Annotated in this window: 15 protein-coding genes; 2 read left to right on the forward strand and 13 right to left on the reverse strand. The window is 39.8% G+C overall.

Annotated elements, in window-relative coordinates; translation table 11 throughout:
- Window positions 1–452 (forward strand): hypothetical protein (locus ICN49_RS11220; protein WP_216168165.1); only part of this gene is annotated, 452 nt, incomplete at its 5' end.
- Window positions 449–1,138 (forward strand): recombinase RecT, encoded by a 690-nt coding sequence (locus ICN49_RS11225; RefSeq protein WP_216168166.1) that lies wholly within the window; start codon window positions 449–451, stop codon window positions 1,136–1,138. The genes ICN49_RS11220 and ICN49_RS11225, both read left to right, overlap by 4 nt.
- 12 nt (window positions 1,139–1,150) lie before the next feature.
- On the opposite strand, the gene ICN49_RS11230 is transcribed toward ICN49_RS11225, so the two are convergent.
- From ICN49_RS11230 to ICN49_RS11290, 13 genes are all read right to left on the reverse strand, one after another.
- Window positions 1,151–2,104, reverse strand: a complete 954-nt coding sequence (locus tag ICN49_RS11230) for a UDP-glucuronic acid decarboxylase family protein (RefSeq protein ID WP_216168167.1) — start codon at window positions 2,102–2,104, stop codon at window positions 1,151–1,153.
- A gap of 24 nt (window positions 2,105–2,128) precedes the next feature.
- Complete coding sequence (locus ICN49_RS11235) at window positions 2,129–3,493, reverse strand: UDP-glucose dehydrogenase family protein (RefSeq protein WP_216168168.1); 1,365 nt, start codon at window positions 3,491–3,493, stop codon at window positions 2,129–2,131.
- A 26-nt stretch (window positions 3,494–3,519) separates the two neighbouring features.
- Window positions 3,520–3,885, reverse strand: a complete 366-nt coding sequence (locus tag ICN49_RS11240) for a GtrA family protein (RefSeq protein ID WP_216168169.1) — start codon at window positions 3,883–3,885, stop codon at window positions 3,520–3,522.
- The gene (locus tag ICN49_RS11245; RefSeq protein ID WP_216861208.1) at window positions 3,885–4,577 is read right to left on the reverse strand and encodes a glycosyltransferase family 2 protein; all 693 of its coding nucleotides are present in this window, start codon (window positions 4,575–4,577) and stop codon (window positions 3,885–3,887) included. The genes ICN49_RS11240 and ICN49_RS11245 overlap by 1 nt, the downstream gene beginning before the upstream one ends.
- A 45-nt stretch (window positions 4,578–4,622) precedes the next feature.
- Window positions 4,623–6,671, reverse strand: a complete 2,049-nt coding sequence (locus ICN49_RS11250; protein WP_216168170.1) for a glycosyltransferase family protein — start codon at window positions 6,669–6,671, stop codon at window positions 4,623–4,625.
- Between the two features lie 14 nt (window positions 6,672–6,685).
- A complete protein-coding gene (locus ICN49_RS11255; RefSeq protein WP_216168171.1) occupies window positions 6,686–9,217 on the reverse strand; it encodes a glycosyltransferase family 4 protein in 2,532 nt (843 codons plus the stop codon).
- Between the two features lie 4 nt (window positions 9,218–9,221).
- Window positions 9,222–10,499, reverse strand: coding sequence for a methyltransferase domain-containing protein (locus ICN49_RS11260; RefSeq protein ID WP_216168172.1), 1,278 nt, complete (start codon window positions 10,497–10,499; stop codon window positions 9,222–9,224).
- The gene (locus ICN49_RS11265) at window positions 10,496–11,719 is read right to left on the reverse strand and encodes an ABC transporter ATP-binding protein (RefSeq protein WP_216168173.1); all 1,224 of its coding nucleotides are present in this window, start codon (window positions 11,717–11,719) and stop codon (window positions 10,496–10,498) included. Before ICN49_RS11265 ends, ICN49_RS11260 begins: the two co-directional genes overlap by 4 nt.
- Complete coding sequence (locus ICN49_RS11270; protein WP_216168174.1) at window positions 11,719–12,510, reverse strand: ABC transporter permease; 792 nt, start codon at window positions 12,508–12,510, stop codon at window positions 11,719–11,721. The genes ICN49_RS11265 and ICN49_RS11270 overlap by 1 nt, the downstream gene beginning before the upstream one ends.
- A gap of 69 nt (window positions 12,511–12,579) precedes the next feature.
- On the reverse strand, window positions 12,580–14,652 hold the full coding sequence (locus ICN49_RS11275) for an O-antigen ligase family protein (RefSeq protein WP_216168175.1): 2,073 nt from the start codon (window positions 14,650–14,652) through the stop codon (window positions 12,580–12,582).
- 255 nt (window positions 14,653–14,907) lie between these two features.
- On the reverse strand, window positions 14,908–15,699 hold the full coding sequence (locus ICN49_RS11280) for a Wzz/FepE/Etk N-terminal domain-containing protein (RefSeq protein ID WP_216168176.1): 792 nt from the start codon (window positions 15,697–15,699) through the stop codon (window positions 14,908–14,910).
- A 179-nt stretch (window positions 15,700–15,878) separates the two neighbouring features.
- On the reverse strand, window positions 15,879–17,795 hold the full coding sequence (locus tag ICN49_RS11285) for an acyltransferase family protein (protein ID WP_439650867.1): 1,917 nt from the start codon (window positions 17,793–17,795) through the stop codon (window positions 15,879–15,881).
- 307 nt (window positions 17,796–18,102) lie between these two features.
- Window positions 18,103–19,182, reverse strand: coding sequence for an acyltransferase family protein (locus tag ICN49_RS11290; RefSeq protein ID WP_216168178.1), 1,080 nt, complete (start codon window positions 19,180–19,182; stop codon window positions 18,103–18,105).
- Window positions 19,183–19,200 lie beyond the last annotated feature (18 nt).

The raw sequence follows: 19,200 nt of genomic DNA on the forward strand, positions 1-19,200 counted from the left end.
TTGTACTAGACAAAGCCGCTCACTTTTGGCATGCATGCGTCTTGGCCGATATTGCTCCTACTGCGCAATCTCAGGCCGATTACCAAGCGCTATTTACTAAAGAGATTTGCGGGAAAACCATCGAAGCAAAAGCAGATACTGCGCAGCTGATTGTGCAGCTACAATTATTAAATCAGGAGATCGATCACCAAGAAGCCCAGGTGAGTGAGATTAAGCAAGCAATCATGGCGCAAATGCAAGATGCAGAAATGCTTACCTATCAAGGGCGAGTACTAGCCACCTGGAAACTCCCTAAAGCCAGCTATCGATTTGATAGTAAGCGTTTTGAAAAGGAATCCCCTGATGTGTATTCTCAATATCAAATTCCCCTGCAAACTTCCAGACGCCTACTGATTAAGGAGCCTAAGCAAATCCAACATCAAGGTGATTGCGGGACAGGGGAGGCTATATGAAACAGACCAGCGAAAAACGCATGCAAACCTTAAAGAGTCTGATGGAAGCCAAAACAGCATCGAAGCAGAGCTCTGCGAATACCAATGAACCTGCACCCTCAGAAAAGCAAGTAGCCCCACCGGGAAATAATGTCAGGATGATTGCTTTTTCAGGGTCAAAGCAAAGCGGCGTAATCGAGCATTCGACAGACTTATCCAAACCCATTGCCATCTTTCATAAGCTCATTAGTAAAGAAATCAGTAATGCTGCCAAAACCCTTCGTATTGAAGAAGAAGAGTTGCAAGCCTGGGTTGATCTGCAAATTGAAGTGCCACCTAAAACGATCTTGTCTTTACTGCGAACCGTACAAGATTGCGTGCTAGATCCATTCAAAGAAGAAATTGGCTTTACCCAATATGAGGATGGCCATTGGCAAGTGCAAATTACCATAGAAGGATGGATGCACTTACTCAATCAACATCCTCAATTTAATGGCATGACTTTCACACAAGGAGAAGTAGGTAATAATGCTGTCCCCGAATGGATGGAGTGCTCGATCTATAGAAAAGATCGCATTTTTCCAATGACAGTTCGAGAATATTTTCAAGAAGTGAAAACGGAGCAGCCCATTTGGCAAAAAATGCCGAGAAGAATGCTACGACACCGAGCATTGCAGCAATGCGCGAGACTGGCAATGGGGATTTAAGGACTAAAGACCTTATCCAACCACTTTCTTAAAGTAAGCGATCGTCTCTTTGAGGCCATCTTCTAGATTGATCTTTGGCTCCCACCCCAGCTTCGCTTTAGCTAGCTCGATATTCGGTTGGCGCTGCTTAGGATCATCCGATGGTAATGGTTCAAATACCAACTTGGACTTGCTACCAGAAAGCTTTAATACGGTTTCAGCCAATTGCAGCATGGTGAACTCGCCTGGGTTGCCAATATTGACTGGTCCGGTAAAGCCGGCCTCTGAGTTCATCATGCGGACCATGACATCAATGAGGTCATCGACATAGCAAAAGCTTCTGGTTTGTTGACCATCGCCATAAATAGTGATGTCTTGACCTTGTAAGGCCTGCACAATGAAGTTACTCACCACTCGGCCATCATTGGGATGCATGCGCGGGCCATAGGTATTAAAAATACGGACGACCTTGATATCTAACTGATGCTGACGGTAATAGTCAAAAAAGAGGGTCTCAGCGCAGCGCTTGCCTTCATCATAGCAAGAACGAATCCCAATCGGATTGACTCTGCCCCAGTACTCCTCTGGCTGAGGATGCACTTCTGGATCCCCATAGACTTCACTGGTGGATGCTTGCAAGATGCGCGCTCTCATTCTTTTAGCAAGCCCGAGCATATTAATCGCGCCATGCACACTGGTCTTGGTGGTTTGCACCGGGTCATACTGATAGTGCACGGGTGATGCTGGGCAGGCCAAGTTATAGATTTGCTTTGTTTCTACATAAAGGGGGAAGGTCACATCGTGACGCATCACTTCTAAATTGGGATTAGGCAATAGGTGCGCTAGATTTTGCTTGGTGCCAGTAAAGAAGTTATCTACTACCAGCACTTCATTACCCTCTTTGAGTAGCTTTTCAGTGAGGTGAGAGCCTAGAAAACCAGCGCCACCAGTGATAAGGATTTTGTTGAGTCGATTGTAATTTTGCATATGGCTTAGAAACTCATTTTCATTTTAATTATGTCGCCCAATACCGTAGTACTCAATACCTAATTCTTGCATGGCCTGTGGCTCATAGAGATTACGACCGTCAAAAATGATTGGATGGGTTAGTTTTTGCATGACTTGATTAAAATCAGGGCTACGGAACGCTTTCCACTCAGTCACAATCACCAGGGCATCACATCCATTGAGGGCTGCCATAGGGTCGTCAACCATAGATATCTTTTTAAAGCCTTCTGGGTTGGCTATAAAGTCCTGCTCAAGGCAGTGCTTTGCTTCAGGCATCGCCACAGGATCATGAGCAACTATGCTAGCGCCACGCTTCACGAGTTCGGCAATAATGACTCGGCTAGGGGCTTCACGCATATCGTCTGTATTGGGCTTAAATGCCAATCCCCAGAGCGCAAATTTCATATTAGATAAGTCTGCGCCAAAGCGTTTTTCAATCTTTTCTACTAAGGTGTATTTTTGTAATTCATTGACCGCTTCTACGGCATTCAAGATTTTCAAATCTCTGCCGTGTTCCAGCGCCGTTTTAGATAAAGCCGAAACATCCTTCGGAAAGCAAGAACCACCATATCCTGTTCCTGGATATAGGAATCCAAAGCCGATTCGAGAATCTGATCCAATCCCTTGACGAACAGCTTCAATGTCTGCACCAACCAAATCAGCAAGATTGGCAAGTTCATTCATAAAAGAGATGCGGGTCGCAAGCATGGCATTAGCGGCATACTTTGTTAACTCTGCACTTTTGACATCCATGTAATAAGTACGCTCATGATTACGATTAAAAGGCGCATAGAGCTTACGCATTTGCTCTTTAGCACGCAGACCTGCTGGTGTATTTTCTGTACCAATCACTATGCGATCAGGGCGCATAAAGTCTTCCACTGCGGCACCCTCTTTTAAGAACTCTGGATTAGAGACGACAGAACACAGGTCCGCAGGCAGGCCTCTTTTTTGGAGTTCATCTGTAATGGCTGCTTGAACCTTATCCGCAGTGCCTACCGGTACCGTAGATTTATCCACGATGACCTTAGGAGTGGAGGCATAGCGGCCGATATTGCGGGCAGCAGCAACAACATACTGCAAATCCGCAGAGCCATCCTCATCTGGAGGAGTACCGACAGCAATAAATTGAATATCGCCATGGGCTACTGATGCAGCAATATCAGTAGAGAATTGCAAACGACCAGCAGCACGATTGCGCTCGATCATTTCTTTTAGGCCTGGCTCGTAAATGGGAACGCCACCAGAATTGAGGATCTCAATTTTCTTAGGGTCTAGGTCTAAGCAAAACACATTGTTACCCTGCTCTGCAAGGCATGCGCCAGTCACTAAACCTACGTAGCCGCTGCCAATAATGGTGACTTTCATTAATTTCTATCCAAAAAAATTGTTAATTAGAAAACGAATTTGGCTCTACCGAAGTAGTTCCAAAAGAACACAGCTCCAGTGGCAATGATTTTTGAAACAATGAGATGCCAACCCAGTACTTCAATGGCCATAAATAAAACCAGTTGATTTACCAGTAGAGCCAGTCCGCTGACTAAAAATACGCCAATCACTTCCACATGCTTTTTATGACGAGAGCCACTTTCAAAAACAAATTGGATTGATAGGAAGTAATTAACCAGAGTTGCAAGGATAAAGGTACATATCGATACCGGAATCCAAGGCCATCCAAGATATCCAGCGCAGAGTGAAAAAAGGCCAATATCAACAGCAGCAGCCGTACCGCCAACGAAAAAATATTTTAGTAGGCGCATTACCGAAGGTTATATTTAATTATGCAGTAAATAGCACGAAAACCATCTCGCCAGCCAATCTTTTTTCCCTCATCATAAGTACGGCCATAGTAGGAAATCCCGACCTCATAAATGCGGCAATTTAATTTAGATACTTTTGCTGTAATCTCTGGCTCAAATCCAAAGCGATTTTCTTCGATTGAAATATTTTGAATAATTTCACGACGAAAGACTTTGTAGCAAGTCTCCATGTCCGTCAAATTCAAATTAGTAAACATATTAGACATGAGAGTTAAGAGACCATTTCCAACTCGATGCCAAAAGTAAAGGACGCGATGCGCATCGCCCCCTAAAAATCGTGATCCGAATACCACATCTGCTCTATTTTTAAGGATTGGCTCAACCAAGCGTGGATACTCATTAGGGTCATATTCCATATCGGCATCTTGTATGATGACTAAATCCCCCGTAGCCGCAGCAATCCCAGTACGTAATGCCGCACCTTTTCCCTGGTTAATGTCATGATAAAGAACTTGATGCACCAGCCCAGAAGACTGAATCTCGTTTTTTAATTTATCTCGAGTACCATCCATAGAGAAATCATCCACGATAATGATTTCTTTATCAGGATAGGGTGCCGCATTGACTGCTTCTATAATCCTATCAATGGTATTTAATTCGTTGTAGCAAGGTATGATGATCGATAATTTCATACTGATTATTATATCTGTAACATCGTGGGTTTAATGGGCTGATGATTATTTCAACAAACTGGTCAAAGCTACTTTTTCGGGGGTTATTCCAATATCATGGCCCCAAAATATACCCTCTTGCACCAATGAAATTTCAAGAAATCCAGGATCTAGGGTGACCATGGGGATATCAAACTGAAAGTGGAGCACGCCTTTTGCAGGAATATCTGCAAGTAATGGATAGCGTGGATCCCAGCCGCTCATGGGTATACCAGCTTTATCTAGCAATCGATAGGAAAGGCTAATAGGGTGACCACTCGTAGAAAATCCAGAAATCGGTATTGTTCCATTATTTTTAATGTCTACTGTTAGCAACAAGCGGTTATTCATCTGCCTACTCTTGATATTGCCAAATGCTAGCTCTTTAAATTCTTGAACTGAGTACGGTTTAATTGAGCTAGTAATTTTAGGTTCAGAAGATAACCAGTCATTTTGACAGTTTTCAAATCCAATTGGAATCACACGATGCATGAGCTCGCTATATTTTTTCCCATTTAATTGCTGCGTAAAATTTAAATAAGCAATCACTCGTAGAGGAAGCTCTAGACAATTTGAACCAAAATTAAACCTATATCCTGGCGGGAAGTTTCCTGAATAACCATTTAATGTTGGCCTAGAGTGGAGCATGGAAACCCACATAGCATCTAGTTCATCTATATGAGGCGCTTGAGCCCTTTGCGAAAAAAAGAGAACTGCATTAGACGGAATATCCTTTGGCAATCTAAGCTGCTCACTAGTGAGTCTCGCCCTCCACTCACTTTTTGGAAATGCAACATAGATATTGCAAGCCACACTCTCGATCAGTAGCCCCATCACAATAAAGCATAAAAATAATTTTGATGTCTTATTCGATCGTCGCTCTACAGACTGAACAGTTACTGCGCATAAAAAGGCAACAGGAAAGAGTAAAACTAAGATGATTCTACCCATGGCTCGAAGTGAGCTTAGCAATGGTAACGTCGATATATATTCCCAAAGACTAAACTGCTGTCCAAACTTTAAGGTAATCAATGCTGTGATAATTAACGAGCTAAAGATAATGATGTAAGTTGCTTTTAGCTTAGATTTTTTAACGAATAATGAGGCAATTAATAGAAGCGCTGGAATAATACCGATAAACAATTGTTGTTCATGCCTTATTGGGATGCCTTTGAGTAATGCTAAGTAAGGCCCCCAAATAAGCGATAAGTCAGCTAGCGCATAACTCTGCATGCTTGGTAACATGCTGTATATTTCTGAATAATGTCGTTTAAACCCATATAAGATAGAGGCCATAATATAGGGGTACATTAAGATAGCCATAGCAGCCACCATAAAAATGATGGCTAAGCCATAGGAGATCCAGACTCTCCGGGTAATATTTATTGACTGCTGGTACCATGTCATTTGGAAAATGCGTTTGTTACATAAACTCAAAACTAGAAAAGCCAAGAGCATTAACGCTAAAAAAATTGCATTAAACACTCCAATATAAATAGAGCAGTAAAACCCCCAAACTAGCCAGGCAGCTGAATATAATAAATAGTAAATATTTCCGCGCTCTAAAAATAAATAAAAATAAGCAATAGTTAGGGGAACACTAAATCTATACCCCAATTGCGCATGGAGCGTTTGCGCAGAAACTGGCAAAGCAAACGCAAAAATTATACTGCCACAAATAGCAGCTATTGGCGACAGGCCCAGTAAACGTAGAGCCCAGTAGGCTGCAAAATAGTTTGCTACATAAGAAAAATAAAACCAAATCTGAAAAGCCGTATCAGACTCACCAGTGACCGCGCGAAAGAATAAATAAATAGGTGATGCGCCAAATAAGTTATCACTAAACCCTAATACATATGGGAAATAGCTGAAGAAATTTAAATGGATGAGGGAGTGTGAGTTACCAATAAGATATTGATATATATTTTCTAGAAAATAATTATTTAAACGGGCATCCCCAAAATCTCCCGGCATCAACTCCAAACCATGATGCTGTCGTATGGGGCCCATAATGAAGGCAAGAAAAAAAATGCCCCATAGTATAAATGTGGTAACTTTTTTATTATTTAAATTCATAAAGAAGTAGTAATCTAAAGTATCAACTCTTTATCTAGCGCTCTCAATAGCTGCCGAGCGCTCTGCTCCCAAGTTCCCCAAGACATTTCCGTTGATGATGGAGCGAGATTTTCTGTTGCGAGCTTTAGCCAGCCTTCTATAGCTAAACCAAGATCATTTGGAGCTAACCCCTCAAAGTAATAAGCATGATCCCCAGCGACTTCATGGAATACCGGAATACTTCGGGCAATAATTGGGATACCCTTATGGGCAGCTTCTATCAGCGGCAATCCAAATCCCTCGCCCTCGGAGGCCGCCACAAGACAAATACAATTTTTATAAATTTCACTTAGAAAGAGATCGTCAATCCCACTAAACCAAAAAAGATGACCGCCTAATTGTGGGTGATTTCTAAGTTTTTCTATTAACTGGTCGACTTTCCATCCTTGCTTGCCAACCAATATCAAATTAATATCATGGCCCCGATCCCAGAGCAATTCGAAAGCAGACAAAATCTGCGCATAGCCCTTACGTGGCTCAATAGTTCCAACACTGAGAAAAGAAGGCTTACTAGAAATAATCTCGATTACTTCAGCTTCAGCATTTGACTCTCTTGATAAAAAAGGTGTGAAAGCTTCTTCATCGCCCCCTAAGTGAAACCAATCAATTTCAAAGGTTTTGGAGGTGGGGGCTTGTTCTTTTGCTAACCACTCTTTCAATTCTGAGGCTACCGATTGAGAAATACATATAGCCCCATCAGAGTGAGCCACTATTTTTAACCAGCTTGAATGGGCTTCTGGAGCACCCTGCACCACATAATCAGGAAAGAGAATGGGCAATAAATCATACACAACAAACTTGACTCTTACACCATGGTTTTTCATCTTCCTATAAAACGAATCATGCCTAGCAGCCAAATAGGGATATAGCAAATCCAGGCCAAGAAAAATATCTCCTGTTGAGAACTCCACCACATCATCACTTTTAGAATCTATGTTCTGGCCTATAAAGTTCTCTGTATATTTACGAGCATAACAATAAGGTTTATCAATTTCCGCATAGACAGGTTCTACTTTATATCCTTTCGGGGGATGCTCTACCCACTCCCTTAGGATATTACGTACAACACGCTGGATACCAGTCTTAGCATCATGCTCAACTAGTACTGATATATCCACCAATAACTGCTTGGGGGAAGATTTATAAGAATTTAGAGAAATTGAATCTGCAGCTCGCAATAAATCAACCTTCTTATGCGGCAATTGGATATTTTTAATATTAGAAATTAATTTATCCAAGCGCTGATTTTTTTTGATACTATCGTGTTGTTTGGAACTTTTCTCAAGTCCTACTTGTGCAACAAAGCGCTCTAAAGCAACTATTGCTAATTGTGCTGTTTTATCCCAAGAAAAATGTTTTTTCCGCTTCTCACTATTAATTTCCAGGGACCGACGAAACTCAGTATCGACCAAAACTTGCTGGATTTTGCTGCTAATATCATCCACATCAAATGGATCAAATAGGGCCGCATCATTTCCTAAAATTTCAGGAATGCTTGACTGATTTGAGGCAATCACTGCCTTATTGAAATGCATTGCCTCCAATACAGGCAAACCAAATCCTTCGTGCCATGATGGAAAGACAAATACTAAGCATGCGCTATACAAAATATTTAATTCTTCATCACTAAGTTCACCAGTAATTATTAATGAATTAGTATCTATTCCTAATTTTATTGCGTATTTTATGAACCGATTCTGATGCTCTTTGGGCATCCCACCAGCAAGCACTAATTGATGCTTATCTTTTAGAGTCTCATCTAAATTTGCATAGGCCTCAATTAAGCGAAAATGATTTTTTCTAGCATCAGTAGCGCTTGTGTACATTATAAAAGGTTTTGTTATGCGGAGTGATCTTAAAAATTCAGACGCTATCACTTTATCTTGCTTATCTGCAAAGCTTTCTGAAACTGCGGATGAAATATTAGCAATACGATCAGATGAAATTCCTAAATATCCAATAGCCTCTTTCATGGAAGAGTCCGAAATAGATAAAAAGAAATCGGCTTTTTTTAGAATAGCCAAACGATCTTTGTACCATTGCGCATACAGAGAATCAGATAAATAATTCTTCGGATAGATCAAAGGAATCAAGTCATAAAATATAGTAGCAACGGGAATATCCCCACTCAGATCATTGATTCCCCCAACATAATCATCCCCATATCCCTCAAAAAGACTCGTATTCAGTACTATGTCGGGATTTAAAGATTGGATAAACGATTCTCGAATCATTTCAGACGCATACTGACGCCACCTATTATTTACATCAACATATGCAGTTGGCCCCACACCCTCCCAAATGAATATTTGATCTGGAGCAATAAGTTCTTTGAGTTCATATCGAATTCCATCGATTGAATCTGGAAGAAGTCCATTTAGAAGTATTAATATTTGGTGGCCATGAGAGACGCGAAGCAGACCTTTCGTCAACTCCAAGCTATAGCGGCCAATCCCTCGAAACCTACTGCTAGTCTGAGCGCCTTGAAGATCAATGAGAATTCTCATCAATTTACACCCCATCCTCAGACGAGCTTACCTCTTCAGTTAATTGAAAGTAGATTTTTTTTGCATTAGCGCTAAGGTCATCTAACGATGACACTGGTTGATTATGAGCCAAGTCTGCAGACTGAAGAGAGTTAGCTTTTCCCCCCATTAACACGCAGTAGCATTTACACAGGAAAGGATATACTTTCATGCGGCGACTAACTGAAATCATTGCCTTTCTGGTCTTGTTCTCCCTATCCCTTAATATGCTAGAGATCACCGGGGTGTTTAATAAAACTTTTTTAACAAACAGCCTTGATCGAGTAGTAATGCCTTCCTGCTGTAACTTTCTTACCTGAGACCCAACCCACCTTAAAGGCCAAGTAACTCTCCAAGAGTTACTTGTATAGATGCTTTGAATGACTAAATTCACCTGGTTGATCCTATCATTAGCCTGTTGCGCCCTATCATTAGCCTGTTGCACCCTATAATTAGCTTGTTGCGCCCTATCATTAGCTTGTTGCGCCCCAATACGAATTCGTTCAATTTTTGACTCAAGCTGATCCGAATATCGAGCCGCTAAATTTATAGAATTTATGCCAAATTCCTGACTAAATGCCTTATCACATACAGAATAAATCTCTTGTATTGCCGCTTTTTGAGCAACGATCGCATAATCTGGGCTTGCGCCGCCTAAAACATCATTCAATGTCAGCGCTTGTGAATGCAATACTTGTCGTGATTCCTGCAAGCGAACGATATTTCCCCGCGAGAATCCACAGTATTCAGTAATAAAAACCAATAAATCTGGTGGTATTGGCTTAATGTGGGTAGGGTCTAAATAAAAATTGTAGGTAGCAACATAAATATTTTCTGGATTGGGCGTTTCTATGATTAACAAACCACCGGGCTTCAATACGCGGTGCGCCTCCTTAGTTAATCGCTGTATTTCCTCAAATGGAATATGCTCAACCACATGAAAGGCTGACACTACCAATTGAGATTTATCTTCCAAAGAGGATAAAAATTCAATTGCATCGCCATGTATTCCGGTCAGTCCTTTTTCGGCACAAGCGGCCAGCATCCCCTTATCTAGATCAACACCTATAGCAGTAACACCCATTTCCCCTAGAACTTCAAGCCACTCCCCTCTTCCGCACCCAAGGTCTATGGCACATGGGTCCTTCTCAATAGCAAGCAGTGGCTCAATGAATTGCTTATAAAAATTTAAACGACTTTTAATAAGCTCATGTGATCCCCTATGACGATCTTCAAAAGCCCGATAAAAACTATTCTCATTCATGGCAAGCATTTAACTCGAGGAGGCAACCAAGAGGATCCCACAAAATTATGATTACCTATATTGACGACATTAAACACTACCGCACGATCTATCCACTCATAATTTTTAGCAATATGATTATCACCTGTGTGAAGCGCAACTGATATTGAGAAGCTTCCGGACCCTAAATTAGCATCGAACTCAAATTCTAGCCCGACGATTTGGTCTCTTACAAGCGACTGAAATTGATGCTTACAGTGAAAGGTATTGGTACCGAATATCTCTTGACCAAGTCGATCTTTAATGACATAGCCTATCACTAAGTCCTCCACGTCTTGATTGCACTTTGCAATAACCTTTAGGCTGACGGTCTGTCCAACACGAACTATATCAATATTTTGATTCTTGCTATCTACTAAATAAACGTCTGTAATACTTACCTCTTTACTACCAGATTTGGTTTGAATTCCATTCGCACTCAATGCCGGGGTTTGTGTTATCGATTTATTCTCCCTATCTGCTAACATCGCATTGTAATAATCCATGACAACTTCTGGCTTATCTTCCATAGCCACCTTACCGGCATTTAAAAGAATCGCTCGATCGCAAATAGATTGAATTGCTGCCTTGTCATGACTTACCATTAATAGGGTTGTTCCTAGTGATTGAAACTGGCGAATCCGATCAAAACTCTTATGCTGGAAATAAGCATCTCCTACGGATAAAGCCTCATCAATAATAAGGATATCTGGACGGCTTGCAGTGGCCACACTAAATGCCAGCCTCATTTGCATCCCGCTACTATAAATCCGCACAGGTTGATCAATATAATCACCAATTTCTGCAAATGCCTCTATATCTGGCATGAGCTCGGCAATTTCTTGCGTCTTTAAGCCTAAGAGTTGCCCTGCCATAAAGACATTTTGCCTCCCCGAAAAGTCCGAATGGAACCCCATTCCCAACTCCAGCATCGCAGCTACTTTGCCGCTAATGGTAACTGAACCCTCTGTGGGTGCCACGGTACCAGCAATCATTTTTAAGAGGGTGCTTTTACCGGCGCCATTAATGCCCATGATCCCAATGGCTTCACCAGGCTCAACTATAAAATTGATATCTTTTAACACCCAATGGATTGTGTGAAGATCGCCATACTCGGGAAATAGCGCTTCAGCAAGACGCATCAGCCGTGTAGGATACTTTTTATACGCCTTACCAAGATGAGAAACGATTATTCTTCCCATTAGAGCTCATCCATCATGTCATTTTGATGCTTATTTAATAGATACATAGCCCACCAAGAAAGCACTATTGCGAGGGCTAGTGGATATAGCAAGGACTCCCATAATGGCAATTGACGAACCATTACTATCCTTTGTAACCCAGCAATGAGTGGCACCATTGGATTAAGCTGCAAGACCACTTGTAATTTAGGAGGGAGTATATCGATTGAGTACACAATTGGCGTCAGCCAAAACCAAAACTGTAAAAAAACTCCAGAGATTTGACCAATGTCCCTATAAAAAACATTTAAGATTCCTAAACCAATTCCAAGAGCTATAGCAAATAATGAAATAATTAAGAGAATTGGAATAACTGCTAAAAATATCTTGCCTGGAAAATTTTTAGAAAGTATTAAAAAAACTACAAATAATGAAAAAATGATTAAAAAGTTGATCCAGGCATTGAACACTAAAATAATTGGGAAAGAGATTTTAGGTAATTTAATTTTTTTAAGTAAATTGGCATTGTCCAGAAATAAAGTAATAGAACGATTAAAGACTTCTGAAAATAAACCCCAACTTAAAATACCCATACATAGGTAAATACTATAAGAGTAAGGACCAGGAGCATCTGGCATTCTAGCTTTCATTAGCTGCGAAAATACCACCGTATATACTAGAATCATTGCTAAAGGATTCAGAAGAGTCCAAAAAATTCCTAAAATCGAATTTTGAAATTTTGCCTGAAAGTCACGCTTTACTGATCCTAAAATGAAATCTCGGTAGAGCCAGATGGATTTGAAGCGGATCATGGGTAGCAATTTCAAAATGAATGGGTAGAAAGACAAAAATAAGATATTGCTCAGAAAAACGAAATCGACTCAATCAATTATAGGAGAATCGATCAGAACTCCCAAGCGTCGTCCATCCATACTAATTCCCAGGTTTCGTGGTGTCCAACACGAGGAAAGCCTTAAGGAAGCCTTAACCCCCGCCCCTGTCACAACCCCCCCATTAGGTAAATCAATTTTTAATATATAAGGGCCTTCTTTTCTCCACACCAAGGCCTGTGAAGCCAATACCTGATTACTAGAATCCACAATCTCCAAGGTGGCTGACAAAGGGGTATTTTGTATGTTAGGTCTATCCATGCGAATGGGTAATTGAACTCCATGTGAACCAATAGGCAGTGCAATTTCGTAAAGACCTGAGCTCCACCGATCTTCATTTAATGGTTTATTTACAAAACAGTTGCTGCCGTATTCAAATGGAAAACGAGAAAAAGACGTGTAAATTTCACGGGTGCCTAAACCCAATAATACGAAGCCGGCAATGGGAGCAATCCATTTCCAAGAAAGTTGCGGCTTCCATGCCCTCAAAAACAGATATGGAGATAAAGCTAACTTCTCTAATGGAACATAGGAATACATCAGCCCCAAAAAAAATGCGGCAAGCAGTAAATTCTCACGTACCAAAAATGAATGCGCATAAATATTACCTAAAAATAAACTAAATAAAGCAAATGCAGCTGGCATTAATACACGCCTATCTTTTACCAAGAATAATGGGGTAATGATGGCAATCATAAAAGTAACTACACCAACCAGCCCAGTTTCCGCCAACGTTTGCAGAAAATAGTTATGAGTGTTTTCGCCCCCTCTAAGTACGGGGAAATTCTCAAAATTAAAGAGCGGGGATAGCTGATAAAAGTCACCTTGCCCTACGCCGAAGAGTGGGAAACTCTGCCACATTCTTAAGGCGACTAACCAGAAAGCAGGGCGCTCTGAAAGAGCAGCATTGATTTGCGCAAAATTATTCAAATTCATACCCGCAAGGTCATTGAACATGATTAAATTTCGCTGCGGAATGAGTGCCAGAAGTTCATTTTGGTAAAGGAAAAACAAGGCAGTGCTGATACCCATGAGCACTAATGCTCCAATTAAAACGTGCACTAGGAATAATTTATTCTTTCGATCAAATACTCTGAAAATAATAAAAATCAATACTGCAATTAAGGCAATTAGCTGGGTTGCCCTCGAATAACTCAGTAGCAAAGCAATCCAAGAAAGAATAGAAACAATGAAAATGAACCCTTTTTCGACTTTACCTTTGCACAAAGAAAAATAACCCCAAAGTCCGAGCGCTCCCAGCAAAGTATAGGCTGCAAAGGCATGCAAATCAGGCTGAAATCCAATTGCAGCATATCCCAGCGAGTCAAATATGGGACTATTATTTAATCCAAGTCCAGTACGGTTCTGTATGATAGCCAGGATCCCCGAGAGAAATAGGCCAGCCATGATGGGTCTAAAAATGTATTGATTACGGTTGTGTGTAGCTCTGAGAGTACTGCTTACTAGAATAATGGTTGCCCCCGATAAAGCGTAGGCCATCCAATCGACTAGAGGTCGCAAATCATCAAACCAAGCAATACCCCTTGCCTCCATGAGGCTGAGGTTAATTCCAGCTATCGCAAGAGGAGCTGCAGAGTACCAAGCATTACGCGTTACCGCCAATAAAGTTGAGCAGCTAATGATCAGGATGACTAGATTAACCGGCCAAGCTGCTTTCAAGTGTGCCATTCCCCTTACATTAGGAACCGCTATGCTATACAAAATATATTTACAAAAAATGGCTAAAAAATAGCTAGCGACTAAATCAAACCCCACCATCGCCTGGCTAGACCATAAGGGTACTCCAGTGTATAGGGTAATTTGATTACTAAGAGTGGGAGCAATAGGCACAAGAAAAACAAAGATACCTAAGGCAGCTTTACGAGGGGCCACTAGCCCCACCACAAACATTAAGAGAAATAAAAAAGATGAGAAATAAAAAAGATGGCTTACTACCTGATCTAGATTATTCAAGAGAATGTATAAAGACGCAATCAATGCCGCCGTCAAGCCTATATAACTTAAGGCGCTCTTTATGCATCGAAAAATCGAATAATAAATCAAAATAAGGGCATTCTATGATGAGTTATTGTAATAATTAAAAAACTAAGGATAACATTACACGTCATGAAATGCTCTTCAATCCTCGGCTGAATTTTTGTATTAATTTATTGGCGGTTTTCCTATAAGAAGCAAGGGTAACTCGAAAATTTTAAATTAAAGGAAGCTATCAAATCACCCTACATTAGCATCATTTTTACTTGACTACTTCCTTGATATGTTTTTTATTTCAACTAATAAATTTGAAATTGTGAATAACTAGTCAAAAAATTTCTTCATCTTTATAAGTATCAACCCAATGGTTATCCCCAATATCAAGAAGATGAGCAAAATTTGAGAGGGAGTTGGCTCAACTCGATTCGGCGGGGAAAAGATCGGTGTAAGTAAGGCCGCGTTCTTTATAGTCACAAGTTGCAAACTTAATTTATCAATTTCATTTACTAGAATTTGCTGTGAATAAAAATAGGTTGACTTACTATTCATGGTAACGGTTTGATTGAGTTGACTCGTTAATAAGTCAATCTGAGTCTTGCGATACTCTAAGATAGGCTCAACGATTTTAGCCTGATCGTTTTTAATATCCTCAACTACAGCAGTCAAGCATTCATTTGCTTTTAATGGGGCTGTATCAATGTAAGTGATTGATACGTAAGTAGTATTTTTTACTAAGGATGACTTTATTGTTTTAGATAAAAACTCATTTGCGGATTTATGATTTTTTAATTGACATTTTTCAATAGTCTTTTCCGAATAAAAAAGTGGAAGTTTCAGTTTTTCCACTAAATTATTTGGTTTTTCAAGAAGGATGGTTTGAGTTCCATCTGTACTTAGACTTACTTCGCCCCCCTGGGTGGACGCCATTTCCATTGTTGCAATTGCTTGAAATTTTTCCTGTGAAAGAAATGCATACCCTGCGCCAATGCATAAAGATAAGAAGGTAGAAATTGCCAACACCTTCCAGCCATTTTTAATAAATTTTAATAGTTCAACTAATGTCAACTCGCTACTACTAGCGTTATTTAAGTGCTCTACCATATCATCTGTTTTCAAATTATGAGCTGCGGACTATTTTTTGCAGGCTGGGGTTTATTTGTACATTAGCGAATTGTAAGATTGCCTCATTTTACCTTAAAACAAAAGATTATTATGGGATCGAGGGCAAGATATTGGCAATTTTAGAATTTTCTCGGGATTTGATCTAATCCTTCCATTGTGGCTAGGTAATGGGCTTAAAGAAGATGTGCCTTCAGAAGGTTATTGAAAATAAAATTTGCGCCATGGACGGTTAAGTGACCATAGTCCCACACCATAAGATGGTCCGAGACATTGGGGCCAGTGGAAACAAGGCATCCCTTTTCATCGCACAAAAATTCATTTAGCGAAACGTACTCCACACCGTTTGGATAGGTGTAATTCTTCATCTTGGAATCAAAATCTAAAGATTCTTGTTTAAGGCCAATAGTCGTTCTTTCAGGAAAAGGCAATCTTTTCATAAGAAATTCTCGTTGAAGAATTTTGGGTAAATCAGCATTCCAAACGGGCATTGGTCCTACAATTAATACTTTTTTAACGCCTCCTCGGAGAAAATTTTGGGCAATATTTTTAATATGTTGATCATAGGACTCCTTCCCTTGATATTCGAATTCTGATGCCCTAAAAGAGTAGTAAGCAAAAATGATTAAAAGATCTGGTTTTTGTTTAGCAATCTTGTCGAAAATATAGTGATTGATCTTACGGCAACGCTCGTTTTTATTGTCTAAGTCATAAGGGACGCAGTAAGCAGTAAGATATTCTTTAAATTGATCCCCTTGACTTGTGAAGTACTCCATTAGTGGAGGCGATAATCCCCAAGCATGAGAGTCTCCGTACAAGATTACTTTTCTTTTTTCAGGCGAAGTAGCGCTCACTTCACACTTATGATTTTCAAAGAATTCAACTCCCTCATGAAAATTTAGGCATTCTTCATTTGGCTTGGTGTTAATAGCGGAGCTTAACTTATAGGCTTGTCTTGTCATTTCAGTTCTGAACGCTAACCCACCACTCTGGAAGGTGTTGTAACCAACATAGCCAACTATAATCATTAGCATCAGTAGTGTGATAGTTTTAGCTTTGCCATGTTTACCAAAGCGAAACGGTTTTTCAATGAGCTGATATGTCAACCATGCGAGCACAACAGACGCAGCCACCAACATGAGACGCATATTTCGACTTGGTACATCTCCTTCTAAAATACGGGCAAATGACAGCAAGGCCCAGTGCCATAAATAAAGAGGGTAGCTAATGAGCCCAAGCCAGACTAACAACTTACTGGAAAGAACGGTTCGATTAAGCCAGGCATTAGATCCTGCTGAAAGAATAAGTACAGCGCCGGCTACAGGGATTAAAGCCCAGGATCCAGGAAAATGGGAATCTCTCGTGATCCGGTATAGGCCATAGCAAATCAATAAAAATCCCAATATAGATTGCACATTGCTTAGGGTATGCCCCCTATCTTTCGAGGCATCCCTGTAAATCAGTCTGTTTAGGTAACTATTTAACTTGATTCCTAGGGCGCTAAAAGTAGTGGTTGGATGAAGCGTTAGCCATGCCAGGATGCTGCCGCAAAGCAATTCCCAAAAACGGGTTAGCGGAGAATAAAAGGCAGCTATCGCATCTGTTTTTACCTCATGCATATTCAGTACAAAGGAGGCTATAGCAATGACGACGGTAATGGTTAGAAGGTTAAAACGATATTTGTAGGTAGCCCAAAGCAATAAAGGCCAAACAATATAAAACTGCTCCTCAATACCCAGGCTCCATAGATGAAGTAAGGGCTTCGTTTCAGCTACTTTGTCAAAATAGCCGGCCTCATTCCAGAAGATAAAATTTGAAACAAAGCCAGCGCCGCCAGCCAAGTGCTTGCCAAGCAGCAGGTACTCGTCCGGCATAAGAGTGAACCAACCAAAGGCAAAGCAAGAGACTAAAACTAGAAGAAGGGCTGGGAAAATTCGCCTGATACGGCGGACATAAAAGTCAGACAAGCTAAAAGAATGATTCTCTAAGCCCTCAAATAAAATGGTCGAGATAAGAAAACCTGAAATAACAAAGAAAATATCCACCCCAATAAAACCACCCCCAATCCATCTGGGGAAAGCATGAAAGCCCACTACAGATAAAACTGCGAAGGCTCTTAGGCCATCGATATAGGGGCGGTAATTTGGAAGCGTATGAAGAATATTTCTAGTAACGTGTGACATTTGGATCTAATAACAACAGAACAGACAAAAAAATATTACTGGATTTTAATACAAGCATAGTGGCGATTGATAGCACATTAACCCTCAACCAAATTAGGTTAGGGGCACAATAAGCATAGGTCAGCCTTGATTTGCGTAGCACTATCCTAAGATGAAATCCCAATATTTAATTTATATCGCCGCAGAAGTATTGGTAGTTAATCATTCAGAGTCTATCTTAAAGAATTTTTTTATATCTATTGCGTAATAATTCAATGGGATTGTTAATATAAATATTTAAAATTATAGAAAAACAGATAGAAAATATAACAGCAGCATTTATTTTTAGTATCTTACTTTCTATATCTAATTTATAAAAGATTATTTCAATAATGTATATTACAAGAATATGGCATATATATAATGGATAGCTTAGTTCGCCAATTATCCTATCCCAACCCCTCTTTGATTGGAATAAAAAAGCTAATGGTAATAGCATAGGAAACAAGCAGAATAGTAAAATAGTTTTCACTTCCTGCTGTATTGGTATATCCCAAAAAATAATCACTATTAAAATTAGAGCATATGTAGCTAAATATGCATATTTGTCTAAATATTTTTTTGATAGAATTTTATAATAGATCGGCAGAATAATTTGATGCGATAAGCTCCCCAGTAAAAAAAAGCATAACTCCGTCGGAAAAAATCTATTGCTCCAGTATTCATTTTTTTCCAAACCAATAGAATATAAATATATACGTAATGCTAAAGACAATAGAAAGAGAGAAATTAGTATTTTTCTTTTCGATAAAAAAAATGGTGTAATTAAATAAAAATTTAATTCGAGACTTAAAGTCCAAGCTTGTGGGAGTAGTAATGCTTGCCACATATTAATTTCACTTTTAGAAATATCAGCAGAAAATACAAGATGATTATTTACAACACTCAAAAACATTACTAGATCTTGAAAAAAGAGAGTGATATTTGAGAAAATTAGTAATAAATTTGCTGAAAATGGTGCGTTTTTAGTGAATTCAAAGTATGGATATTTCTCAATTACCCCAAAGGATCCTAATGTTATCGCTAAGAGTGTAAGTATCGCTACTACAAAATATATAGGATAAAGCCTTAAATACCTATTGATATAAAAATTGCTAATCTTTGAGTATGCTTTTTTCTCAATTAGAATATATGAAATAAGAAAACCAGAAATCACATAAAATAAATGTACGGCAAGCCGCCCACCAATGAGTACATATGTGCTGCCTGCATGTGAGAGCAAGACTGCTAGTGCTAATATAAATCGCAAACTTCCCATTTCTAGCCTTAATTAAAT

Origin of the sequence: Polynucleobacter finlandensis (assembly GCF_018881755.1) — a bacterium.
Lineage (GTDB): Bacteria > Pseudomonadota > Gammaproteobacteria > Burkholderiales > Burkholderiaceae > Polynucleobacter > Polynucleobacter finlandensis.

Excerpts from the sequence above, each read along its gene's own strand:
- ICN49_RS11225 (WP_216168166.1), top strand. The coding sequence starts at position 449 with ATGAAACAGACCAGCGAAAAACGCATGCAAACCTTAAAGAGTCTGATG.
- ICN49_RS11255 (WP_216168171.1), bottom strand. The coding sequence starts at position 9,217 with ATGAGAATTCTCATTGATCTTCAAGGCGCTCAGACTAGCAGTAGGTTT.
- ICN49_RS11240 (WP_216168169.1), bottom strand. The coding sequence starts at position 3,885 with ATGCGCCTACTAAAATATTTTTTCGTTGGCGGTACGGCTGCTGCTGTT.
- ICN49_RS11265 (WP_216168173.1), bottom strand. The coding sequence starts at position 11,719 with ATGGGAAGAATAATCGTTTCTCATCTTGGTAAGGCGTATAAAAAGTAT.
- ICN49_RS11250 (WP_216168170.1), bottom strand. The coding sequence starts at position 6,671 with ATGAATTTAAATAATAAAAAAGTTACCACATTTATACTATGGGGCATT.
- ICN49_RS11235 (WP_216168168.1), bottom strand. The coding sequence starts at position 3,493 with ATGAAAGTCACCATTATTGGCAGCGGCTACGTAGGTTTAGTGACTGGC.
- ICN49_RS11245 (WP_216861208.1), bottom strand. The coding sequence starts at position 4,577 with ATGAAATTATCGATCATCATACCTTGCTACAACGAATTAAATACCATT.
- ICN49_RS11260 (WP_216168172.1), bottom strand. The coding sequence starts at position 10,499 with ATGAATGAGAATAGTTTTTATCGGGCTTTTGAAGATCGTCATAGGGGA.
- ICN49_RS11270 (WP_216168174.1), bottom strand. The coding sequence starts at position 12,510 with ATGATCCGCTTCAAATCCATCTGGCTCTACCGAGATTTCATTTTAGGA.
- ICN49_RS11290 (WP_216168178.1), bottom strand. The coding sequence starts at position 19,182 with ATGGGAAGTTTGCGATTTATATTAGCACTAGCAGTCTTGCTCTCACAT.
- ICN49_RS11230 (WP_216168167.1), bottom strand. The coding sequence starts at position 2,104 with ATGCAAAATTACAATCGACTCAACAAAATCCTTATCACTGGTGGCGCT.